At 74.0% G+C, this 22,603-nt stretch carries 15 protein-coding genes; 6 read left to right on the plus strand and 9 right to left on the minus strand.

All coding sequences use genetic code 11. The annotated features are described in order from the left end of the window. Positions 1–72 precede the first annotated feature (72 nt). Together lon and AC2RP6_RS14785 are read right to left on the minus strand one after the other, a co-directional pair. Complete coding sequence (gene lon, locus AC2RP6_RS14780) at positions 73–2,469, minus strand: endopeptidase La (protein ID WP_486446631.1); 2,397 nt, start codon at positions 2,467–2,469, stop codon at positions 73–75. A 122-nt stretch (positions 2,470–2,591) separates the two neighbouring features. After that, complete coding sequence (locus AC2RP6_RS14785; protein WP_486446632.1) at positions 2,592–3,347, minus strand: DUF4097 family beta strand repeat-containing protein; 756 nt, start codon at positions 3,345–3,347, stop codon at positions 2,592–2,594. A 253-nt stretch (positions 3,348–3,600) separates the two neighbouring features. Here AC2RP6_RS14785 and AC2RP6_RS14790 point away from each other — a divergent pair, with 253 nt between their 5' ends. Continuing rightward, the gene (locus AC2RP6_RS14790) at positions 3,601–3,945 is read left to right on the plus strand and encodes a hypothetical protein (protein WP_486446633.1); all 345 of its coding nucleotides are present in this window, start codon (positions 3,601–3,603) and stop codon (positions 3,943–3,945) included. On the opposite strand, the gene AC2RP6_RS14795 is transcribed toward AC2RP6_RS14790, so the two are convergent. Both AC2RP6_RS14795 and AC2RP6_RS14800 read right to left on the minus strand, forming a co-directional pair. Further along, on the minus strand, positions 3,907–4,860 hold the full coding sequence (locus tag AC2RP6_RS14795) for a sulfurtransferase (protein ID WP_486446634.1): 954 nt from the start codon (positions 4,858–4,860) through the stop codon (positions 3,907–3,909). The genes AC2RP6_RS14790 and AC2RP6_RS14795 overlap by 39 nt on opposite strands. A gap of 168 nt (positions 4,861–5,028) precedes the next feature. Then, positions 5,029–6,294 carry a glycosyltransferase family 39 protein gene (locus AC2RP6_RS14800; protein ID WP_486446635.1) on the minus strand — a complete coding sequence of 422 codons (1,266 nt, stop codon included), beginning with the start codon at positions 6,292–6,294 and terminating at the stop codon, positions 5,029–5,031. Between the two features lie 173 nt (positions 6,295–6,467). On the opposite strand from AC2RP6_RS14800, the gene AC2RP6_RS14805 reads away from it, so the two are divergent. Continuing rightward, positions 6,468–7,022, plus strand: coding sequence for a hypothetical protein (locus AC2RP6_RS14805; RefSeq protein WP_486446636.1), 555 nt, complete (start codon positions 6,468–6,470; stop codon positions 7,020–7,022). Here the strand turns inward: AC2RP6_RS14805 and AC2RP6_RS14810 are convergent. Beyond that, positions 7,009–7,242 carry a hypothetical protein gene (locus AC2RP6_RS14810; protein ID WP_486446637.1) on the minus strand — a complete coding sequence of 78 codons (234 nt, stop codon included), beginning with the start codon at positions 7,240–7,242 and terminating at the stop codon, positions 7,009–7,011. The genes AC2RP6_RS14805 and AC2RP6_RS14810 overlap by 14 nt on opposite strands. Before the next feature lie 252 nt (positions 7,243–7,494). On the opposite strand from AC2RP6_RS14810, the gene AC2RP6_RS14815 reads away from it, so the two are divergent. The 4 genes from AC2RP6_RS14815 to AC2RP6_RS14830 all read left to right on the plus strand — a co-directional run bounded on the left by AC2RP6_RS14815 (position 7,495) and on the right by AC2RP6_RS14830 (position 14,413). After that, entirely contained in the window at positions 7,495–8,235 is a 741-nt protein-coding gene (locus tag AC2RP6_RS14815; protein ID WP_400740260.1) for a response regulator transcription factor, read from the plus strand. Between the two features lie 8 nt (positions 8,236–8,243). After that, positions 8,244–9,317 (plus strand): HAMP domain-containing sensor histidine kinase, encoded by a 1,074-nt coding sequence (locus tag AC2RP6_RS14820; RefSeq protein WP_486450340.1) that lies wholly within the window; start codon positions 8,244–8,246, stop codon positions 9,315–9,317. Positions 9,318–9,588: 271 nt separating this feature from the next. Continuing rightward, entirely contained in the window at positions 9,589–13,455 is a 3,867-nt protein-coding gene (locus AC2RP6_RS14825) for a multifunctional oxoglutarate decarboxylase/oxoglutarate dehydrogenase thiamine pyrophosphate-binding subunit/dihydrolipoyllysine-residue succinyltransferase subunit (RefSeq protein WP_486446638.1), read from the plus strand. A 232-nt stretch (positions 13,456–13,687) separates the two neighbouring features. Further along, a complete protein-coding gene (locus tag AC2RP6_RS14830) occupies positions 13,688–14,413 on the plus strand; it encodes a dienelactone hydrolase family protein (protein WP_486446639.1) in 726 nt (241 codons plus the stop codon). A 925-nt stretch (positions 14,414–15,338) separates the two neighbouring features. Here the strand turns inward: AC2RP6_RS14830 and fxsT are convergent. The 4 genes from fxsT to fxsA form a co-directional block, all read right to left on the minus strand. After that, the gene (gene fxsT, locus AC2RP6_RS14835) at positions 15,339–18,425 is read right to left on the minus strand and encodes an FxSxx-COOH system tetratricopeptide repeat protein (protein WP_486446640.1); all 3,087 of its coding nucleotides are present in this window, start codon (positions 18,423–18,425) and stop codon (positions 15,339–15,341) included. Positions 18,426–18,489: 64 nt separating this feature from the next. Then, the gene (locus tag AC2RP6_RS14840) at positions 18,490–19,749 is read right to left on the minus strand and encodes an HEXXH motif domain-containing protein (RefSeq protein WP_486446641.1); all 1,260 of its coding nucleotides are present in this window, start codon (positions 19,747–19,749) and stop codon (positions 18,490–18,492) included. Further along, positions 19,746–21,398, minus strand: a complete 1,653-nt coding sequence (locus tag AC2RP6_RS14845; RefSeq protein ID WP_486446642.1) for an FxsB family cyclophane-forming radical SAM/SPASM peptide maturase — start codon at positions 21,396–21,398, stop codon at positions 19,746–19,748. The genes AC2RP6_RS14840 and AC2RP6_RS14845 overlap by 4 nt, the downstream gene beginning before the upstream one ends. A gap of 992 nt (positions 21,399–22,390) precedes the next feature. Further along, positions 22,391–22,588, minus strand: a complete 198-nt coding sequence (gene fxsA / locus AC2RP6_RS14850) for an FxSxx-COOH cyclophane-containing RiPP peptide (protein ID WP_486446643.1) — start codon at positions 22,586–22,588, stop codon at positions 22,391–22,393. Positions 22,589–22,603 lie beyond the last annotated feature (15 nt).

The raw sequence follows: 22,603 nt of genomic DNA on the forward strand, positions 1-22,603 counted from the left end.
CGGACGGCCCGGGGCCCCGCCGGAGCGGGGACCCGGGCCGTCCGGGGCCGGAGCGTGAGTTCCGGCGGGGGGTCAGGCGGCGGCCGTGACCTGCACCCGTGCCCCGTCCAGGGCGAGCTCCAGCACCTGGCGCACGTCGGTCACCGGGTGCACCTCCAGGCCTTCCAGCACCTCGGCCGGGACGTCGTCCAGGTCGGCCTCGTTGCGCTTGGGGATGATGACGGTGGTCAGGCCCGCCCGATGGGCGGCGAGCAGCTTCTGCTTGACCCCGCCGATCGGCAGGACCCGCCCGGTCAGCGAGACCTCGCCGGTCATGGCCACGTCCGTGCGGACCTGTCGGCCGGAGAGCAGCGAGGCGAGGGCGGTGGTCATCGTGATGCCCGCGCTGGGGCCGTCCTTGGGCACCGCGCCGGCCGGGAAGTGGATGTGCACGCCCCGGTCCTTGAGGTCGGCGACGGGCAGTTCCAGTTCGGCGCCGTGGGAGCGCAGGAAGCTCAGCGCGATCTGCGCCGATTCCTTCATGACGTCGCCGAGCTGGCCGGTGAGGGTCAGTCCGGCGGCGCCCGTCTCCGGGTCGGCCAGTGAGGCCTCCACGAAGAGCACGTCGCCGCCCGCGCCGGTCACCGCGAGGCCGGTGGCGACGCCGGGGACGGCGGTGCGCCGCTCGGCCGGGTCCTGGGCGGACTCCGGCACGTGGTGCGGGCGTCCGATCAGGGCCCGCAGGCCGTCGGCGCCGATGCGGGAGGGGAGTTCGCGCTCGCCCAGCTCGTGCTGGGCGGCGATCTTGCGCAGGAGGCGTGCGATGGACCGTTCCAGGGTGCGTACGCCCGCTTCGCGGGTGTACTCCCCGGCCAGCTTGCGCAGGGCGTCCTCCTCCAGGACGACCTCGTCGGCGGCGAGCCCGGCGCGTTCCAGCTGGCGGGGCAGCAGGTGGTCGCGGGCGATGACGACCTTCTCGTCCTCGGTGTAGCCGTCGAGGCGGACGAGTTCCATGCGGTCGGCGAGCGCCTCGGGGATGGCTTCCAGGACGTTGGCGGTGGCCAGGAAGACGACGTCGCTCAGGTCGAGTTCGACCTCCAGGTAGTGGTCCCGGAAGGTGTGGTTCTGGGCGGGGTCGAGGACTTCCAGGAGGGCGGCCGCGGGGTCGCCGCGGAAGTCGGAGCCGACCTTGTCGATCTCGTCGAGGAGCACGACGGGGTTCATGGACCCGGCCTCCTTGATCGCCCGGACGATGCGGCCGGGCAGGGCGCCGACGTAGGTCCGGCGGTGACCGCGGATCTCGGCCTCGTCCCGGACGCCGCCGAGGGCGACGCGGACGAACTTGCGGCCCATGGCGTGGGCCACGGACTCGCCGAGGGAGGTCTTTCCGACGCCGGGCGGGCCGACGAGCGCGAGGACGGCGCCGCCGCGGCGGCCGCCGATGACGCCCATGCCGCGTTCGCTGCGGCGCTTGCGGACGGCCAGGTACTCGGTGATGCGGTCCTTGACGTCGCCGAGGCCGGCGTGTTCGGCGTCCAGGACGGCCCGGGCGCCCTGGATGTCGTACTGGTCCTCGGTGCGTTCGTTCCAGGGCAGTTCGAGGACGGTGTCGAGCCAGGTGCGGATCCAGGAGCCCTCGGGGCTCTGGTCGCTGGACCGCTCCAGCTTGTCGACCTCCTTGAGCGCGGCCTCGCGGACCTTCTCGGGGAGGTCGGCGGCCTCGACGCGGGCGCGGTAGTCGTCGGACTCCTCGCCGTCCTTCTCGCCGTTCAGCTCGCGCAGTTCCTTGCGCACGGCCTCCAGCTGGCGGCGCAGCAGGAATTCGCGCTGCTGCTTGTCGACGCCGTCCTGGACGTCCTTGGCGATGGACTCGGCGACGTCCTGCTCGGCGAGGTGGTCGCTGAGGGCCTTGACGGCGAGCTTGAGGCGGGCCACGGGGTCGGCGGTCTCCAGCAGTTCGACCTTCTGCTCGACCGTCAGGAAGGGCGAGTAGCCGGAGTTGTCGGCGAGGGCGGCGACCCCTTCGATCTGCTGGACACGGTCCACGACCTGCCAGGCCCCGCGCTTCTTGAGCCAGCTGGTGGCGAGCGCCTTGTACTCCTTGACCAGCTCGGCGACGGCGCCGGGCAGCGGCTCGGGGACGGTCTCGTCCACGGTCTCGCCCTCGACCCAGAGGGCCGCTCCGGGCCCGGTGGTGCCGGCGCCGATACGGACGCGCCCGAGGCCGCGGATGAGGGCGCCGGGGTCGCCGCCGGAGAGCCGGCCGACCTGCTCGACGGTTCCGAGCACACCGGTGGCGGCGTACTTCCCGTCGACGCGCGGCACGAGCAGCACCCGGGGCTTGCCGCTGCCCGCCGCGGCCTGGGCGGCCTCGACGGCTCCGCGCACCTCGGCGTCGGACAGGTCCAGCGGTACGACCATTCCGGGCAGCACGACCTCGTCGTCGAGCGGCAGCACGGGCAGGGTGAGCGTTACGGACGTCGAAGCCATGATCTTCCCTCCGGCAGTGAAGTTGAGCTATGCCGACTCAATGCATCTGCGCCTGCCGATGTTCCCCCATCCCCGTTCGCCGGGGGCGAACACGCCCCGGCCGCATCACGGGCCGGTGTCCGTCAGCCGGTCGCCGGTGAGATGCGGACGTCGCCGGAGGTGGTCTTCACCGTGATGCGGGAGGGGGCCGCGGCGTCATCGGGGAGGGAGACGGTGCGGTCGCCGGAGGTGGTGGAGACCGCGAGCCGGTAGGGGGCCGCCGGCACCCTGAGGCTGACGTCGCCGGAGGTGGTCTCGGCGAGCACCGAGTCGGGGGCCTTCGCGAAGTCCAGGCGCGCGTCGCCCGACTCGGAGCGCACCGACGCGTCCGGGCCGGCCAGCCCGGTGGCGGTGACCGCGCCCGAACTCGTACGGATCGTCAGCGGGCCGGCGATGTCCTCGGCCCGGACGTCGCCGGAAGCGGACTCCACCTCGGCGGCGGCCACGCCCCGCACGCTGATCCGGCCGCTGCCGCTCTCCAGGGTGACCTTCGCGGAGGCGGGCACCTCCAGCCGGTAGTCGATGGAGCAGCGGCCCGGGCAGCCGGGTGCGAAGGTGAGCACGCCCCCGCTGACCTGCTGGCCGGGCGTCGGGGCGGCGCCGCGGTAGTGGACGGTACGGCGGACGGTGACGCCGGGACCGGACCCCGGGATGATCTCGATCGATCCGGACCGGGTGCCGGTCAGTTCGACTGCGGTGACCGCCTCGGTGACCGTGGTGTCGGCGCTCGCCGTCCTGCGCGGCCCGTCGACGAGGGAGCATCCGGCGAGGGCGAGGCCCGCGGTGAGGGAGACGGCGGCGGTGCGCGCGGCCCGGGCCGCCGTGGTGGAGGAAGTCATGTTCCGATCCTGCGGCGCGCGGACCGTACGGCCGATGGTGCCGGTACCCGGATCCGGTGTCGGGTTGTCCCCCGGGCCCGGGCCGGGCGGGTGGGCCCGGGGCGCGTCGGATCCGGCGCGCCGGGCGGGCTTCGGCCGTTCGGGCCGAGCAGGGTCGTTTCCTCCTCATCCGTACGCGTGACGCGTGGATGCGGGGCCGCCGTCCGGGCAGGGGTGGCTGCGGCAACGTCCCCACCCGCAGAAAGACCAGCTGATGCGTCTCCGCTCCGCCTTCACCGCCGCCCTCGGCGCCGCCCTGCTCCTCATCGCCGTACCGGCCTCCGCCTCCGCCGCCTCGGGGCGGTTCCTCTACGAGTACGTGACCGTCGAGGGCTACGAGGCCACCGGCTTCCTCAACGACCCGGCGGACGACCAGTGCTTCACCCTCCCCGGGGTCGGCCAGGAGAACCCCGAGCCCGGGCACTCGCCGCGCAACCGCACCGACGCCTGGGCCACCGTCTTCGCCGGCACCGACTGCGAGGGGCCCTCCTTCCGGCTGCGGCCGCACACCGGCATGGCGTCAGAGCGCCTGAAGGTGCGCTCCGTCGTCTTCGGCTGACGGCCGGTCGGCTCCGGCCGTCAGCGGCGTGACGCCCCCTCCCGCGCCCGGTCCGGTGACGACCGGCCGCGGCGAGGGCAGGCCCCATTCGCTCCAGGAGCCGTCGTACACCGCCAGGTCCCGGTAGCCGGAGAGTTCGGCGCCGAGGGCCAGTACGCAGGCGGTCACCCCGGAGCCGCAGCTGAAGCGGAGGCGTTCGCGGCCGCCCGTCGCCGCCTCGAAGGCGGCGCGGAGTTCGCGGACCGGGCGCATCCGGCCGTCGGGGCGCTGGAGTTCACCGAACGGCAGGCTGACGGCGCCGGGCATGTGACCGCCGCGCAGGCCGGGCCGGGGTTCGGGGGCGGTGCCCTCGAAGCGTTCACGGGTACGGGCGTCGAGGACGGCCGCGGCCGGGTCCGCCAGGGCAGCTGTGACGGCCTCGGCGTCGACGAACAGCCCCGGGCGCGGCCGGGCGGTGAAGGAGCCGCGCGGGCCCGCGTACGCCGGGGCGGCGGTCTCGACGGGCAGGCCGGCGGCCGTCCAGGCGGGCAGTCCCCCGTCGAGGACGGCGGCCCGGTCGAAGCCCATGGCGCGCAGCATCCACCGGGCGCGGGCGCTGGAGTAGACGCCGGCGCCGTCGTAGACGACGACGGTGTCGGTGTCGTCGACGCCGAGGGAGCGCAGCGCCTCGGTGAAGCCGTCGGGCCCGGGCATGGTGTGGGGTACGGGAGCGGTGTGGTCGGAGAGGGCCCCGTCGAGGTCGAAGGGGCGGGCCCCCGGGATCCGCCGGGCCGCGGCGCGGTGGGCGCCGACGGAGGCGTCGAGGACGACCAGTGCGGGGGCGCCGAGCCGGGCGGCCAGCCAGTCGGCCCCGACCAGCGGGCCGGGCGGCACGGGGCCGGCCGGGCGGGACGCGGGGTGGTCGGACGTGGGCATACGGCAGCACCTCCTGAGGGCTCGGCCGGCCGCGCCCGCCCGGCAGGACGGGTGCGGCCGCCGGCTGTGCGACGCGGTCGCCCCCATCCTGCGGTGCGCCCCCACCGGCCGTACGCCCGCCCCCCGTCCGGGCGGCGGGGCCGGCTGGTCCAGGGGGTGTGCCGGTCGTCACGGGGCGGCGGGGCAGCTTCCCGGGCGGGCGTAGACGGCGATGCGGGCGCCCCGCACGCCGGTGACGGAGCATAGGTCGAACGACCCGGCGAGCACCTCCCGCTTGACCGCCTCGCGCGGGTACGGGTCCAGCGGTTCGCCCTCCGGGTCCAGCAGGGCGATCACCCGGGGCGCCGCGAGGAGGGCCGCGCGGATCCGTTCCGGGGACCGCTCGGTGCCCTGGAGGCTGTGCGAGGCGGCCGGGGAGGCGGCGAGGGCGGGGTCGCTCAGGCCCGCGTAGACGTCGGGCGAGGACAGCAGCCACTCGCGCCTGCGGGAGGGCATGAAGACCACCGCGTCGCCGGGGCGGGCCCGTTCCCGGACTGCGGCGGCCACCGCGAGCACGTCGTCCTTGCGGCTCTCCGGGGTGCGCAGCCACGCCGACCACAGGCCGAACGGCACGAGGACGGCGACCGCGGCGGTCCACGGCCGCCATCCGCGGGCACCGGCCAGCCGTGTGCCGGCCAGCAGGGCGGGACCGGCCAGTGCGTAGAGCACGTACCGGTCGACGTACCAGGGGTTGATCAGCGAGATCACCATCAGCAGTCCGGGCGGCAGCAGCACGAGGGGCAGCGCCACCCGTACGAGGTCCTTCGGGGCGCCCCGCGCGAGCAGCAGGGAGGCGGCGCCGACCACGGCGTACGCGGCCCAGTCCTGCCAGCTCGGCCGGCCCAGCCAGCCGAGCTGCTGGTGTGCCTGGCGCACGCTCACCGCGGCGAGCGGGAGCAGCAGGACGACGACGGTCGCGGCGCCGGTCCGCCAGCCGCGGGAGTGCCGGGCGGTGAAGGCGTGGGCGAGCAGCGCGAGCGCGGCGAACTCGTGCAGCCAGCAGCCGATCAGGAGCACGACGGTGTAGGCCGCCCAGCGCCGGCACAGCATCAGGTACGTCGCCCACACCACGGCGGCCGCGACCAGCGCGTAGGAGCGGCCTTCCTGGGCGTACGTCTGCACGGGCGGCAGTACGGCGTACACGCAGCCGGCGACGAGCGCGGCCCGCTCCCCGACGAGCCGGTGGGCGACGGCGGCCACTCCCGCGGCGGCGAGGGCGGTGGCGACGACGGAGGGCAGCCGCAGCGCCCACAGGCCGCCGTCCCAGGCCTGGAACACGCCGTGCATGAGGACGTAGTAGAGGCCGTGCACGGCGTCGACCTGGCCGAGGAGGTCGCGTATCCCGCCGGGCGAGCGGTGCGCCACCTGCCAGGTGACGGACTCGTCGCGCCACATGCTGCCGCCCCGCTCCAGGCCCCAGAGGCCGAGGGCCGCGGCGAGCAGCGGCGGCAGCGTGCGCCAGGGCGCGATGCGGCGGATGGCGGCCTCCTGGAGCTGTCGGAACGCTGTCGGATCGGGGGTGCGGACTCCATACTCGGGGGTGGACGGGAGTGTCTGCGGAGGTGGGTGTGCGCACGTTCCGGGCGGTGGTGGCGGTAGTTGTGGCTGCGGTGGCCCTGGCGGGGTGCGGACCGTCCGGTTCCGGTGGCGGTGACGACGCGCCGCCGAGCGCGGGTACGAGCACGAGCGCCGCTGCGGGCGGCGCCGGTCCCAGCCCCACCCCGAGCCCGAGCACGACCCCCAGCACGAGTGCGAGTGCGAGCGGCGGCGCGGTCCCCGTCCCCGGTGAGACCCTCGTCCGGGTCACCCGCACCGGGGGCTTCGCCGGCGAGACCCACACCCTGGTCGTGAAGGGCGACGGCTCGTGGTCCCGGACGGACGGGAAGGCGCGGCCGGAGGGCACCGGAAAGCTGTCGGAGCAGGAGCTGGCGGCTCTGCGCACGGCGCTCCGGGAGGCGGACTTCGCCCGGCTGCCCAGGATCGCCACGGGCGGTCCCAAGATTTACGACGGCTTCTTCTACACCTTCGCGCACGGCGGGTACGAGGTCGCGGGCGAGCAGGGGTCCCTGCCGCCGGCCCTGGAGCGGGTGGCGGGGGCGCTGCCGCCGTTCACGGGGCGCTGAGCTTGCGCAGCAGCCGGTCCAGGCGAGCCGCGCAGCCGGGCGGGCACGTCCACGCCCCCTGACCGCCGACCACGGCGCCTCGGACGCGGCCCTCCTCGACCTGGCCGCCGGCCGCGCCGACACCACGGGCCGGACGAGCTTCGAGCCGCCCCGTTCCGAGCCGCCCCGTTCCGGGGCCGCCTCGGCGGCCTCCCGGCCCGATGTGCCGAACGACACTCACGACCCGGTCTTCCCCCACCGTCACGGACTGGCCTTGTAGGTCCCCTCCAAGAGGGATCCGACGAGGTCACAGCCGGTGGGGCAGCTGACCGCCACAGCCGCCGGGTGCCGGTCCGGCGGGGGGTCCGACACCCGGTACAACCCATTCCATTTGCTGAGGTCCAGCGCATATGCCGTGTCCGAACCCCACGTAGCCGCAGGCGGGAGCCTCCTCTACGCTGCACCCCATTCAGCGGGATCTTCAGGGGCGGACATGGAACAGACACACACCACCCACACCGGCGCCGCGGCAACCCCCGGCGCCCAGCGGCGTGTGCTCGTCGTCGAGGACGACCGCACCATCGCCGAGGCCATCGCGGCCCGGCTGCGCGCCGAGGGCTTCCAGGTACAGACGGCCACCGACGGCCCCGCGGCCGTCGCCGCGGCGGAGACCTGGCTGCCCGAGCTGCTCGTCCTCGACGTCATGCTGCCGGGCTTCGACGGGCTGGAGGTCTGCCGCCGGGTCCAGGCCCAGCGCCCGGTCCCGGTGCTGATGCTCACCGCCCGGGACGACGAGACGGACATGCTGGTCGGCCTGGGCGTCGGTGCCGACGACTACATGACCAAGCCGTTCTCCATGCGCGAGCTGGCCGCGCGGGTCCACGTACTGCTGCGGCGCGTGGAGCGGGCCACCATCGCCGCGCACACCCCGCGCGGCGCCACCCTGCGCCTGGGCGACCTGGAGATCGACCACGCCCAACGCCGGGTCCGGGTGCAGACCGAGGACGTCCACCTGACCCCGACCGAGTTCGACCTGCTGGTGTGCCTGGCCGGCACCCCCCGGGCCGTGCTCTCCCGGGAACAGCTGCTGGCGGAGGTCTGGGACTGGGCCGACGCGTCCGGGACCCGTACGGTCGACAGCCACATCAAGGCCCTGCGGCGCAAGATCGGCGCCGAGCGGATCCGTACCGTCCACGGCGTCGGGTACGCCCTGGAGACCCCGGCCCAGCCGTGAACCGCCGGGTGGAGGGGCAGCGCCAGCGTCCCACCGGAGGGCTGCGGCCCTTCTCGCCTTTCTCGATCAAGACCAAGCTCGGCACGCTCGTGGTCGTCTCGGTCTTCATCACCACCGGTCTGCTGCTGGTGGCCCTGCGCACCGACACCGAGCTGCGCTTCATCACCGTCTTCTCGGTGATCGCCTCGATGCTGATCACCCAGTTCGTCGCGCACAGCCTGACGGCACCGCTGGACGACATGACCACGGTGGCCCGGGCGATCTCCCACGGCGACTACACGCGCCGGGTACGGGGCGCCGGACGCCGCGACGAGCTGGGCGACCTCGCCTCCACGATCAACCTCATGGCGGACGACCTGGAGGCCGTGGACCAGCACCGCAAGGAGCTCGTCGCCAACGTCTCGCACGAGCTGCGCACCCCGATCGCCGCGCTGCGGGCCGTGCTGGAGAACGTCGTCGACGGCGTCTCGGCCGCCGACCCCGAGACCATGCGCACCATGCTGAAGCAGACCGAGCGCCTCGGCCGGCTCGTCGAGACCCTGCTGGACCTGTCCCGGGTGGACAACGGCGTGGTGCCGCTGAAGGCCCGCCGCTTCGAGGTGTGGCCGTACCTGTCCGGGGTGCTGAAGGAGTCCGGGCTGGCCGCGGCCGGCCGGCCGGGGCTGCTCTCCGGATCCGGCGGGCACACCCGCAACGACGTGCACCTGCACCTGGACGTGTTCCCGCCGGAACTGTGTGCGTACGCCGACGCCGAACGCCTGCACCAGGTGGTGGCCAATCTGATCGACAACGCCGTCAAGCACAGCCCACCGCACGGCCGGGTCACCGTCCGGGCCCGGGCCGGCGAGGCGCCCGGCGGTCTGGTGCTGGAGGTCCGCGACGAGGGCCCCGGCATCCCGGAGGCCGAGCGCCACCGGGTCTTCGAGCGGTTCAACCGGGGAAGCGCCCGGGGCGGCGACGGGGGCACCGGGCTGGGCCTGGCGATCGCCCGGTGGGCCGTGGAGCTGCACGGCGGCCGGATCGGGGTGGCCGAATCGTCACGCGGCTGCCGCATCCTCGTCACGCTTCCGGGCAGCTCATAGGTGCCGGGTTGACGTAGGGTTCGACTGGGAAGGACATGATCTCGGCCACACGTACCCGGGGTCCGTCAGGGGTGCGAAGCCAAGGGGGCCGCAACCTCGGTGCCCCCTACCCGAACCAGGCTGGTTTCCCGCCATTCCATGTCACGAAACCCGCCGTTCGGTGTGACCTGCGCGACGTAAGTCCCGCCCGGCCTGCATGCAGCGGCCGAGGAGGCGTAGCCTTTATTCCCGCTGTCCATACCTTGTGAAGCGGAAGAGGGCGGTTGCCGCCGTGTCGCCACAGTCCCCCAGTAACTCGAGCACCACGACCGAAGCAGCAGAGGGCGGGAAGAACCCTGCCTCAGGCTTCGGCGCCAATGAGTGGCTCGTCGACGAGATCTATCAGCAGTACCTCCAGGACCCGCAGTCGGTCGACCGGGCCTGGTGGGACTTCTTCGCCGACTACAAGCCGGGGGGCGCTGCCGCTCCGGTGACGTCGGCCGGTTCCGAGAAGTCCACGCCGACGGACGGCGCCTCCGCACAGGCCGCCACCGCCGCCGGGACCCCGCAGGTCGCCGACGCCGCCACGGGGGCGGCGGACGCCGCGCCCGCGCCCACCGCGACGCCGACTCCTCCGCCTGTGTCAGCTCCTGCCCCTGCTCCTGCCATCCCCTCTGGTGCCCCTGCTGTGACTGTCACCTCCCAGGCCCCGGCCGCCGCACCGGCCGCGCCCGCCCCCGCCTCCGTAGCCCCGCAGAAGGCCGCGCCCTCCACCGAGGCCCCCGCGGGCCCCGAGCTGGTGACGCTCCGCGGCCCGGCGGCTGCCGTGGCGAAGAACATGAACGCCTCCCTCGACGTACCGACGGCCACGTCCGTCCGCGCCGTCCCGGTGAAGCTCCTGTTCGACAACCGCATCGTCATCAACAACCACCTGAAGCGGGCCCGGGGCGGGAAGATCTCCTTCACGCACCTCATCGGCTACGCGATGGTCCAGGCCATCAAGGCCATGCCGTCGATGAACCACTCCTTCGCGGAGAAGGACGGCAAGCCGACCCTGGTCAAGCCCGACCACGTGAACTTCGGCCTCGCCATCGACCTGGTGAAGCCCAACGGCGACCGCCAGCTCGTCGTCGCCGGCATCAAGAAGGCCGAGACCCTCAACTTCTTCGAGTTCTGGCAGGCCTACGAGGACATCGTCCGCCGCGCCCGCGTCGGCAAGCTGACGATGGACGACTTCACCGGCGTCACCTGCTCCCTCACCAACCCCGGCGGCCTGGGCACCGTCCACTCCGTGCCCCGCCTGATGCCCGGACAGTCCGTCATCATGGGCGTCGGCTCCATGGACTACCCCGCCGAGTTCCAGGGCACCTCGCAGGACACCCTGAACAAGCTGGGCATCTCCAAGGTCATGACCCTGACCTCGACCTACGACCACCGGGTCATCCAGGGCGCGGCCTCCGGCGAGTTCCTGCGCATCGTCGCGAACCTGCTCCTCGGCGAGAACGACTTCTACGACTCCGTCTTCGAGTCGCTGCGCATCCCGTACGAGCCGGTCCGCTGGAACCGTGACATCGACGCCAGCCACGACGACGACGTCACGAAGGCCGCCCGCGTCTTCGAGCTGATCCACTCCTACCGGGTCCGCGGCCACGTCATGGCCGACACCGACCCGCTGGAGTACAAGCAGCGCAAGCACCCCGACCTCGACATCACCGAGCACGGGCTCACCCTGTGGGACCTGGAGCGCGAGTTCGCCGTCGGCGGCTTCTCCGGCAAGTCGATGATGAAGCTCCGCGACATCCTCGGCGTGCTGCGCGACTCGTACTGCCGCACCACCGGCGTCGAGTTCATGCACATCCAGGACCCGAAGCAGCGCCGCTGGATCCAGGACCGCATCGAGCGCCCGCACACCAAGCCGGAGCGCGAGGAGCAGCTGCGCATCCTGCGCCGCCTGAACGCCGCCGAGGCCTTCGAGACCTTCCTGCAGACGAAGTACGTCGGCCAGAAGCGCTTCTCCCTGGAGGGCGGCGAGTCCGTCATCCCGCTGCTCGACGCCGTCATCGACTCGGCCGCCGAGGCCCGCCTCGAAGAGGTCGTCATCGGCATGGCCCACCGCGGCCGCCTGAACGTCCTGGCGAACATCGTCGGCAAGTCGTACGCGCAGATCTTCCGCGAGTTCGAGGGCAACCTCGACCCGAAGTCCATGCACGGCTCCGGCGACGTCAAGTACCACCTGGGCGCCGAGGGCACCTTCACCGGCCTCGACGGCGAGCAGATCAAGGTCTCGCTCGTCGCGAACCCCTCCCACCTGGAGGCGGTCGACCCGGTCCTGGAGGGTGTCGCCCGCGCCAAGCAGGACGTCATCAACAAGGGCGGCACGGACTTCACCGTTCTCCCGCTCGCGCTCCACGGCGACGCGGCCTTCGCGGGCCAGGGCGTCGTCGCCGAGACGCTGAACATGTCGCAGCTGCGCGGCTACCGCACCGGCGGCACCGTGCACGTGGTCATCAACAACCAGGTCGGTTTCACCGCCGCCCCGGAGTCCTCGCGTTCCTCGATGTACGCCACCGACGTGGCCCGCATGATCGAGGCGCCGATCTTCCACGTGAACGGCGACGACCCCGAGGCCGTCGTCCGCGTGGCCCGTCTGGCCTTCGAGTTCCGCCAGGCGTTCAACAAGGACGTGGTCATCGACCTCATCTGCTACCGCCGCCGCGGCCACAACGAGTCCGACAACCCGGCCTTCACGCAGCCGCTGATGTACGACCTGATCGACAAGAAGCGCTCGGTGCGCAAGCTGTACACCGAGTCCCTCATCGGTCGCGGCGACATCACGCTGGAAGAGGCCGAGCAGGCGCTCCAGGACTTCCAGGGCCAGCTGGAGAAGGTCTTCGCGGAGGTCCGCGAGGCCGCCACGCAGCCCGCGGTCGCCTCCCCGGCCAGCCCGGCCACGTCCGCGGTCTTCCCGGTCGCCGTGAACACCGCGATCTCGCAGGACGTCGTCAAGCGGATCGCCGAGTCCCAGGTCACCATCCCCGAGGGCGTCACCGTCCACCCGCGTCTGCTGCCGCAGCTGCAGCGCCGCGCGGCGATGATCGACGAGGGCACCATCGACTGGGGCATGGGCGAGACCCTGGCCTTCGGTTCGCTGCTGATGGAGGGCACCCCGGTCCGCCTGTCCGGCCAGGACTCCCGCCGCGGCACCTTCGGCCAGCGCCACGCGGTCCTCATCGACCGGGAGACCGGCGAGGACTACACCCCGCTGCTCTACCTGTCCGACGACCAGGCCCGCTACAACGTCTACGACTCGCTGCTCTCCGAGTACGCGGCCATGGGCTTCGAGTACGGCTACTCGCTGGCCCGTCCGGACGCGCTGGTCCTCTGGGAGGCCCAGTTCGGTGACTTCGTCAACGGCGCGCAGACCGTCGTCGACGAGTTCATCTCCTCGGCCGAGCAGAAGTGGGGCCAGACCTCCGGCGTCACGCTGCTCCTGCCCCACGGCTACGAGGGCCAGGGCCCGGACCACTCGTCCGCGCGTCCCGAGCGCTTCCTGCAGATGTGCGCGCAGGACAACATGACGGTCGCGATGCCGACCCTGCCGTCGAACTACTTCCACCTGCTGCGCTGGCAGGTCCACAACCCGCACCACAAGCCGCTCATCGTCTTCACCCCGAAGTCGATGCTGCGCCTGAAGGCCGCGGCGTCGAAGGCGGAGGAGTTCACGACCGGTTCCTTCCGTCCGGTCATCGGCGACAGCACCGTGGACCCGAACGCGGTCCGCAAGGTCGTCTTCTGCGCCGGCAAGGTCTACTACGACCTGGAGGCCGAGCGCGAGAAGCGCGGCATCACGGACACCGCCATCATCCGCATCGAGCGCCTCTACCCCCTCCCGGGTGCGGAGCTCCAGGCGGAGATCGCCAAGTTCCCGAACGCGGCCAAGTACATCTGGGCCCAGGAGGAGCCGGCGAACCAGGGCGCGTGGCCGTTCATCGCGCTGAACCTGATCGACCACCTCGACCTGGCGGTCGGCGCGGACGTACCGGCGGGCGAGCGCCTGCGGCGCATCTCGCGCCCGCACGGCTCGTCCCCGGCGGTGGGCTCCGCGAAGCGCCACCAGGCGGAGCAGCAGCAGCTGATCAACGAGGTCTTCGAGGCGTAAGCCCCGCACCTCCCGGAAGGCCCGGTCCCCCGCACGGGGCCGGGCCTTCCGGCCGTGGTAAACCCTTTGGCGGACCACACCGGCCACTGCTACCTTGCCGTTGGCCGTGCGAGAGAACGAGGAGGTGGTACCCGTGAACGCAGTATCGACATGGGTGCTCTCCTCCGGGGTCACGGTCGGGCGATAGGTCGCCCGGGAGCGCCGTTCACGCGCACTCCCGAAAGGCACGACCGTGCACTTCATCTCCGAACGACGCCTCGACGACGGCGTCCTCGAACGCGAATTCACCCTCGGCGAGATCCCCGGCACCCTCTGGACCCCTGAATCCGCCGGGCCGCTCCCCCTGGTCCTCATGTCGCACAACAACGGCCTGCCCAAGGCCGATCCCCGACTGGTGGCCCGCGCCCGGTACACCGCGGCCCGCGGCTACGCGGTGGCCACGATCGACGCCGCCGGATGCGGCGACCGGCCCCGTTCCGCCGCCGACGAGCAGGCCCGCACCGAACTCCGCCGGGCGATGCGGGCGGGTGAACCGGTCGACGAGCTCTTCGAGGCCCTGATCGGCCCCCTGGTCGAGAACGCGGTCCCGGAATGGCGGACCACCCTGGACGCCCTCCTCGCCCTCCCCGGCATCGGCGGCCCGGTCGGCTACTCCGGCGGTTGGACCGCCCTCGGCATCCGACTGGCGGTGGCCGAACCCCGCATCAGGGCCGCCGGTTTCTTCGCCGGGGGCTACGTGCCCCGCGCACAGCGCGAGGAGGCCCGGCAGGTCACCATCCCGCTGCTGTTCCTGCTGCAGTGGGACGACGAGGGCAACCCGCGCGAGCGGGCCCTGGAACTCTTCGACGCCTTCGGCACGAAGGAGAAGACCCTCCACGCCAACCTGGGCGGCCACACCGGCACCCCCTGGTTCGAACTGGAAGACGGCTGCCGCTTCCTGGACCGCCACCTGAAGTAACCCCACCCCGCCGGGCCACCCCGAAAGGCACCGGCCCGGCGGCGCGGGGCGGTCTCGACAGGTCGAGACCGACGCTCCAGCTCCTAGTGGAGAGGCTCCGGTGAGGAGCAAGCCGCAGTGGTTTCGTCCCGAACCAGCCGGGCGAGGAGAAGCCGTATCCGTGGGAAAGCCGCCGACGGTCTGCGGACGCGTGATCGAGGAGCGCGTAGCGATCTGAGGCGGACTGTGCCCGGCCCCCGCGGCCCGCAGACGCCGTCTGGCAGGAGCGCGTAGCGATTTCAGGCGCACTGGGATCCGGCTCGGCAGGGCAACGGGCCCGGTGGTCTCCTGGCGCCCGGCTCGTTCTTGCGGGGGCTTCCCGGCAGTCCTCGAATTTTCCGTGGCGGGACGGGCGGTCAAGGGTGGCCGAAGGCCATCACGCAGTGACGCGACCGCAGGGAGCGCCCTTGAGGGGCCGGCCCGACACGGAAGACGATGGGACTGACGGGAAACCCCAGGCACGGCTCCGCTCCCGCCTCGGCGCATCGACCTCGCCCGAAGCCCCCGCCCGGCAGGCGACCGGGCTCCGCCCCTGCCACGCCGGGGGCGGGTGGGCAACCACCGGCCCGGGCAGGGGGGCCGCGGGGGTGAGGGCCCGCCCGAGCCGAACGACACCACGAAGCACCCGCCCGGCAGGCGACCGGGCTCCGCGCCCGCCCCGACGGGGGCGGGTGGGCAACCACCGGCCCGGGCAGGGGGGCCGCGGGGGTGAGGGCCCGCCCGAGCCGAACGACACCACGAAGCCCCCGCCCGGCAGGCGACCGGGCTCCGCGCCTGCCCCGCCGGGGCGCGGGTGGGCGACCACCGGCCCGGGCGGTGGGGCCGCGGGGGTGGAGGCGCCGGGCGCGCGTGCGCGCGTACCCGGCGGGCAACCGTGCACGCGCCCCTACGGCTGCGGTTCGAAGTCCCAGTACGGGCGGGCGCGTTGTTTCGCCGAGACCGTGTGGACGTGTTGGGCGCCCAGGGTGCGGGTGAGGCCCTTGATGCCCGCGTCCTCGTGTTTGCCCGCCTCCGTGTCCTCCCGTACCGACCGCAGGTCCGCCGCCAGGGCGATCTGGGCGCTCAGCGTCATCGGGTGGTCGGGGCCCAGGACGCGCTCGGCGGTGCGCAGGGTCTCGCGGCTCAGGTCCAGCGCGTCCTCCAGCCGCCCGGTGATGTTGCGGTGGCCGGTGGCGTTGAGGGCGCAGCCCAGCGACCACGGGTGCCTGCTGCCGAGCGCTCCGCGCATGCCGACCAGTGCCTGCTCGGCGAGGGAGAGGCCTTCGGCGCGTTCGCCCTGGGCGCGCAGGACCAGGCCGAGGTTGCCGACGGTGCCGATGCTGTACGGGTGGGCGAGGCCGAGCTGTGACTGGTAGCCGCGCACGACGTCCTCGGAGATGCGGCGGGCCTCGCCGATGTCACCGTACTCCCTCAGGTACGTGGCGTAGTCGGAGGCGACCATCAGGGTCCAGGGGTAGTCCACGCCGAAGACGCGCGTGGCCCGCTCCCACACGGTCCGCAGCCGCAGGCCGGCGCCGGGGATGTCGCCGGAGCGGCGCAGGCACAGGCCGAGGTTGTGTTCGGCGCGCAGGGTCTGGGGGTGGCCGAGTCCGAGGACCTGGGTGTTGAGCTTGACGCCCTGTTCCTGCCGGGTCTGGGCCTCGCGGTAGCGGCCCATGAGGCGCAGCCCCATGGCGCATGCGATGCCGGAGGCGAGGGTGGAGATGTGCAGGGGCATCAGGACGCGTTCGCGGCGGCGCAGGGTGTCGAGGTCGAGGTCGTAGGCGTCCTGGTAGCGGCCCAGGAGCCGGTAGGTGGCGGCGAGGTTGTTCTGGGCGTCGAGGGTGATGGAGTCGTCCTCGCCGAGGAGTTCGCGGTAGGTGGCGAGGCAGTGTTCGAAGATCTCGCGGGCCGGTTCGAATTTGGCGATGCACAGCAGGACGCCGCCGTAGGCGCTGGTGGCGCGCAGGCTCTCCAGGTCCTGGTCGCCGCGTTCTCCGGTGAGCCGGTCGGCGACGGCCCTGGTGAGGATCTCGGCGCGGCGGAACAGGCCGAGGTTGCGCAGGGAATTGCCGTACTGGTAGCTGAGTTCGCGGACCTTGGGGTGGTCCTCGCCGAGCCGGGCCCGCCAGATCCGGTCGGTCTCCTCGCACAGGCGCAGGCAGTCGCGGTACTCGCCGGCGAGGATCAGGTAGCGCAGGCAGTGCAGCAGGAAGTTCTGGATGCGCGGGTTGCTGCTGGTGATCACCCCGGAGGGGGTGAGGTGGGGGACGAGTTCGGCGTAGCGGGGCCAGAGCCGGGAGTCGGAGGGCCGGCCGGGGTCGGCGGCGGCGAGGACCTGGCGGACGGCCCGGGCGAGGGGTTCGGCCTCGTCCTCGGAGAGGTTCTCGCGGACGATGCCGTGGACCATGCGGTGCAGTTGTACGGTCTCCAGCCCGCCGCCGCCCTCCTCCACGGGGAGGTCGGAGTACTCCAGTCGTACGACGGAGAACTGGACGAGTTTGTTGAGGGCGGCGTTCCAGCGGATCTGGTCGTTGATGAGTCCGGCGAGCTGCTCGGGAACGTCGTCGGCGGGGAATTCGCGCAGGAGGCGCAGCGGGACGGGGCCCGGGGCGAAGAAGACGAAGAGCCGCAGCAGGGCGAGGGCGTCGGGGAAGTTCTCCCGGACGTTGTTGAGGAGTATGGCGAGGGCGGTGGGGAAGGGCAGCGGGTAGTCCTCGGAGAGGGTGACGGCCTCTCGGGAGTCCATGCGGCGCTGGAGCAGGGCGAGGTAGTCGCCGACGGGCAGCGGTGAGTCCGCGAGCCAGCCGGCGGTCTGGTCGAGGGCGAGGGGGTAGTCCTCCAGGGCCTCGGCGAGCTGGTCGGCCTCGTGGGCGGTCAGGCGCAGGGCGCGGCGCCGGATGAAGGTGATCGATTCGGGGCGGGCGTAGAGGGGGACTTCGACGAGGCTGGTGTGCCGGGCGGCCCATTCGCGGTTGCGGGAGGTGATGATGACGTCGCCGGCGCCGCCGGAGGGCAGCAGGTCGATCAGGTCGTCGGGGTTGTCGCAGCCGTCGAAGACCATCAGCCAGCGGCTGTACGGGGTTCCGCGGCGCAGCGCTTCGAGGACGGCCCGGATCTGCTCGCCGTAGCTGCCGGCGCCGCGCGGGAGGCCGAGGGCGGGGGCGAGGTCGGCGAGGCGTTCGCGGAGGGTGGGCCGGTCCTCGGCGGGGACCCACCACACGACGTCGTACTCGGAGGCGAAGCGGTAGGCGTACTCGGTGGCGACCTGGGTCTTGCCGACGCCGGAGAGGCCGAGCAGGGTGACGGTGGACGCGCCGGGCGGGGCTTCGGCGAGGGCCTGGCGCAGGGTGCCGATGACGTCGTTGCGGCCGGTGAAGCGGGGGTTGCGGCGCGGGACGCGGCCCCAGATCTCGGGCGGGTCGTTGGGGAAGCGGGGGCCGCGGCGGCCGGTTTCGGTGCCGATGCGTTCGGTGGGGAGTTCCAGGCGGCGCAGGACGCGGTATTCGGCCTCGTACGCGTCCAGGCCCCACAGGTCGGTCTTCTCCAGGACGGCGACGGCGCTGGGCAGGGGCGCGTCGGTGAGGCAGACGGCGGCGAACCGGTCGGGGTGGTCGTCGGTGACGGCGCGCAGGGCGGCGTTCCACTGCTGGTCGGTGTGGGTGCCGGCGGAGAAGTAGCGTTCGCTGAGGACGAGGAGGACGCGGCTGCCGGAGCGGGCGAGGTCGTCGAGGGCCTGGGTGAGGCCGGGGCTGTTCTGCGGGTCCCAGCGCTGGAGGGTGACGCGGTGGCCGTGTTCTTCGAGGCGGTGGGCGATCCATACGGCCCAGGGGCGGTTGAAGCCGGCGAAGCTGATGACGAAGCGCTGCGGATGCTGCGGGTGTGGGGGGTGTGGGGGGTGTGGGGGGTGCTGGGGCGGCTGGGGCGGCTGGGGCTGTTGCGGTCGGGGAGGTTCGTGCGCCGATTCGCGGTCCTGCCGGCTACCGGTGGTCATGCGGCCGTCTCCCTGGGCTGCGGGCAGTGGACGGGACTGAAAAGGTACCGCAGCGGACGGTCCGTCAGACCTGCGCGAACGGGGCGAGTTCGGGGTGCGCCTCGCACCAGGCGCGGCGCTCGCGGTCGACGGCCCGGCGGGCCGCGGCGTGCTGGTCGCCGGGGGGCGGGAGCTCGTCCATGGCCCGTTCGGCGGCGGCCATCGCATCGGTGAACTCCCGGCCCGCGGACGTCAGTCGGTCGTGGGCGCGCAGGGCGGGCAGGACGGCGGCGACCTGGGCGCGGATCCGGGCGTGCTGGGCCCAGGCGCCGCGGGCACCGTAGAGGGCGGCCCGCTGCCAGTACCCGGCGAGGGCCAGGTGGGCGTAGGTGCCGTGGAGGAGTCCCTCCAGCGGGCGGGGGTCCCGGCGCCAGGGGGCCCAGTGGCGGGGCGTCGCGTCGGCGGTGTGCAGGGTCAGGACGTCGGCGAGGGCGGTGAGTTTGCCGTGCTGGACCTCGTGGACGAGGGTCGCGGCGAGGGCCGGCGGGGCCTGCGCGCGGGCCAGTACGGAGCCTGCGGCCGCGGGGAGGGTGGCCCCGCTGGAGCGGGAGCCGCCGGCGAGCGGTACGAGGGAGCGCAGCAGCTGTACGGTCTCCTCCGCGCGGACGGTGTCGTAGCGCCGGAGCAGCGTGAGCGCGCCGGACCACTGGGTGTCCCACCGCTTGTGGCCCTTGGGGGTGAGGCGGCGGGCGGGGCGCAGGGGGGCGGGCTGCTCTGCGGGGCCGGGGGCCCGGTAGGGGTCGAGGTCGTCGAGGGCGGTGCCGCCGCCGGGCAGTGCGTGCAGGGGCAGTGTGGCGGGGTCGTCGGGGTCCCAGGAGCGTTGGGTGAGGACGAGCGGGCCCGGGCGCTCGGGGCGCAGCAGGCCGAGGGTGGGCAGGACGAGGCGGCCGTGGACGGGCCGCAGGGTGTGGGTGAAGGAGATCCCGGCGCGCAGGGCGGCGGCCGCGGCGAGGGCGCCGAGGTGGGCGAGGTCCGGCGGCGGGCCGTACGGGGCGTGCAGCCGGCGCAGGGTCTCCTCGGCCCATACGCCGGTGGCCGGGTAGTGCAGTACATCGCGCACGGCGGCCGGGGCGCGGCGCTCGGCCTCCTCCAGCAGCGCCCAGTGCTCGGCGGTCCGGCCGGACCGGCCGCAGGGGGCGGCGTCGAGAACCGCGCGGAGCAGGACGAGGCGCTTGGAGCGGCGTACGTCGCGGACCAGGCGGGTGCCTTCCGGGGAGGGCTCGGTGGAGGCGAGGGCGCGCAGGGTGTGGGACGAGACGGTGAAGGCGGCGAGGGCGGCGGTCATGAGGCGGCCGCCGGGGGGCGGGCGACGGCGCGGCTGCGGCGGCGGTCGGCGGCCTGCGCAGGGGCGGCGGCCTGCGCAGGGGCGGGGGCGGCGGTCGGGGCGGCGGCTTGCGCGGCGGTCGGGGCGGCGGCGCGTTGCACGGCGGCGGCGATGTGCCGGATCAGCACTTGGAGGTCGGCGCAGTAGACGGACGGCTGGCGGAAGCCCTCGCCGGCCCGGTAGCGGTGCGGGTAGTGGCCGCCGCCGCACACCTCGACCAGGTCGCAGGCACGGCAGTCGGCGGCGAGTGCCTCGCGTCCGAGCTGGCGGGCGGCGAAGCCGGGGTGGTCGAGGAGCTGGTCGAAGCTGTGGGTGTCGAGGGCCATGCCGGTGGCGGCGGCCCCCTCGTACGCGGATTTCAGCGAATCGGCCTGTTCGATGGAGCCGTCGGTCTCGATGACGGCGGTGGCGGCGGGCGCGAGCCCGAGGGTCTCGGTGGTGGCGGGCAGGCCGAGCAGCAGGGCGATGATCTCCTCGAAGAGCCGGATGCGGGTGCGGCGTTCCCGGTCGTGCCACCAGCGCTCGAAGACGGCGAGGAGCCAGTCGGCGTACGGGGTCCCGGCGGGGCCGGAACCGGAACCGGGGCCGGGGCCGGGCCCGCGGGGCGGCGGGGCGCTCCAGTTGGCGAGCGGGAGCAGCAGCCCGACGGTGGGCGGGGCGAAGGCGAGCAGGGACTCGTACGTCTCCACCGGGTCGTGGTCGAGGTCGATGACGCAGAGCACCCCGGCGTAGCTGTCCGGGTGCCGTGCCAGCAGACGCAGGCCGCGCGCGGCGGCACCGAAGCCGGGGCGTCCGGCGTGGTCCACGCGGCGGGTGTTGTGCGCGGGGAGGCCCCCGTCGAGGCTGACGCCGACCCGGATCCCGGCGGCGGCCAGGGCGGCGAGGCGGCCGCGGGTGATCAGGGTGCCGTTGGTCTGGACGGTGGCGGTGATCCGGGTGCGGGGGGAGGCGGCGGCGAGGGCGGCCCGTACGGCCTCGACGGGGGCGGCGAGGGCGGCCGGGGCGGTGAGGAGGGGCTCGCCGCCGTGCAGGACCAGGTCGACGCGGGCCAGGTCGTGGGCGGCGGCGTGCTCGGCGATCCGCTGCGCGGCGCGGGCGGCGGTGGCGGGGGTCATGGCGACGGGCTGGTCGCGCCAGCCCTGGTCGGCGAGCTCGTAGACATAGCAGTAGGTGCAGGCGAGGTTGCAGCGGCTGCGGGTCTTCAGCACGAACTGCCTGATGGGATGGGGCGGATGGCCTGCGGCCCGCGCGGCGGCGACATCGAGCCGGGTGTACGGCCAGGGGGCGTTGCGCCCATGCCGACCGCCTCCGGCGGACTGCGGTACGGCCGGCGCGGGCTGGGCGGAGCCCGACTGCTGGGCGGGGCCCGGGCCTTCACCGGAGTCCACGCGCCAGGCGCCCCCGACCGGGCGCGGCACGGCTGACGCCGACTGGGCGGAGCCCGACTGGTTCCCGGAGCCCGGGCCTTGGGCGAAGTCCGCGCGCGGGGCGACCGCCGCCGACCTGGTGGAGCCCAACTGGTGTGCGGGGCTCGGGCCTTGGGCGGAGTCCGGGGGTGGGGGGCCGGCGGGCGCGGGCAGCGGGGAGCCGCTCGTTGTCGCTCGCCGCATCGCCGCACTCCTCCCCGCCCCGCCGCCGGGGGCGCCCCGGCGGACGGTGCATCCCTGCCCTGGCGCCGGTCCCGGCTAACGGCGGAAAGTGGTCACCCTTCTGCTGGGGCTCCGCCCCAGACCCCGCGCCCTTCCGCTCCCGCGGCGGGTGGCGGATCCGGCGCCGGCCCCGGGCCGGTGGCTGCTGGGGCTCCGCCCCAGACCCCGCGCCTCAAACGCCGGCGAGGCTGGATGGGGTGGCTCCGCTCCGCAGCGGGCAGCAGTCGGGGCCGGCGGGGCTGGGATGGTGCGGGCTGGTGCGCGGGGCCGCCGAGGGGTGTCTCCTCGGCTCGGCGCGTGCGAGCCTTCTCGGCCGTGGGCCGGGGGTTGCGCGCTCGTCCTGCGGGGACACCCCTCACCGTCCCCGCTCCCCCCGCGACGGGCACGGCAGTGGGGCGGGGACACGGCGGAGTGTCCCCGCAGGACGAGGCGCCACCCCCGGCAACCACCGCGACATGCCCGCGCGCGCCGAGCCGAGGAGACACTCCGGCGGGGCACCGCCCCACACCGAACCGACCCCGCCCAACCGCACCCCGGGCGAAAGCCGCCCCGCCCCACACCCCAAGAAGCCACCGCCCCGCACATCCAGCCCCGCCGGCGATTGAAGCGCGGGGTCCGGGGCAGAGCCCCGGAAGCCACCGGCCCGCAGGCCGCCCCGAGTACGGCCACCCGCCGCGGGAGCGGAGGGGCAGAGCCCCGGAAGCCGCCGGCCCGCAGGCCGCCCCGAGTACGGCCACCCGCCGCGGGAGCGGAGGGGCAGAGCCCCGGAAACCACCGGCCCGCAGGCCGCCCCGAGTACGGCCACCCGCCGCGGGAGCGGAGGGGCAGAGCCCCGGAAACCACCGGCCCGCAGGCCGCCCCGAGTACGGCCACCCGCCGCGGGAGCGGAGGGGCGGAGCCCCGGAAGCCGCCGGCCCGCGGGCCGGCGCCGGATCCGCCACCCGCCGCGGGAGTCAGGACGCGCTGGAGTCGAAGGCGTTCAGGATTTCCGCCGGGTGCGTCACGCGTTCGACCAGGCCTTCGATCACCTGGGCCAGTACGGGGTGGTCGATCCCGCGGAGGGCGGCCAGGTCGAGGCCGGAGAGGTCCGGGAGCCGGCCGGGGCATCCGGGGGCGGTGGCCGGTGCCGTGTCCCGACGATTCGTCACCATGTGCCGCTGTTCCCC

Source organism: Streptomyces sp. WAC03905 (genome assembly GCF_057371075.1).

What these genes read in the sequence shown, in the direction of transcription:
- lon (WP_486446631.1), bottom strand. Translation starts at nt 2,469, where the DNA reads ATGGCTTCGACGTCCGTAACGCTCACCCTGCCCGTGCTGCCGCTCGAC.
- AC2RP6_RS14785 (WP_486446632.1), bottom strand. Translation starts at nt 3,347, where the DNA reads ATGACTTCCTCCACCACGGCGGCCCGGGCCGCGCGCACCGCCGCCGTC.
- AC2RP6_RS14790 (WP_486446633.1), top strand. Translation starts at nt 3,601, where the DNA reads ATGCGTCTCCGCTCCGCCTTCACCGCCGCCCTCGGCGCCGCCCTGCTC.
- AC2RP6_RS14795 (WP_486446634.1), bottom strand. Translation starts at nt 4,860, where the DNA reads ATGCCCACGTCCGACCACCCCGCGTCCCGCCCGGCCGGCCCCGTGCCG.
- AC2RP6_RS14800 (WP_486446635.1), bottom strand. Translation starts at nt 6,294, where the DNA reads ATGTGGCGCGACGAGTCCGTCACCTGGCAGGTGGCGCACCGCTCGCCC.
- AC2RP6_RS14815 (WP_400740260.1), top strand. Translation starts at nt 7,495, where the DNA reads ATGGAACAGACACACACCACCCACACCGGCGCCGCGGCAACCCCCGGC.
- fxsT (WP_486446640.1), bottom strand. Translation starts at nt 18,425, where the DNA reads ATGACCACCGGTAGCCGGCAGGACCGCGAATCGGCGCACGAACCTCCC.
- AC2RP6_RS14840 (WP_486446641.1), bottom strand. Translation starts at nt 19,749, where the DNA reads ATGACCGCCGCCCTCGCCGCCTTCACCGTCTCGTCCCACACCCTGCGC.
- AC2RP6_RS14845 (WP_486446642.1), bottom strand. Translation starts at nt 21,398, where the DNA reads ATGCGGCGAGCGACAACGAGCGGCTCCCCGCTGCCCGCGCCCGCCGGC.
- fxsA (WP_486446643.1), bottom strand. Translation starts at nt 22,588, where the DNA reads ATGGTGACGAATCGTCGGGACACGGCACCGGCCACCGCCCCCGGATGC.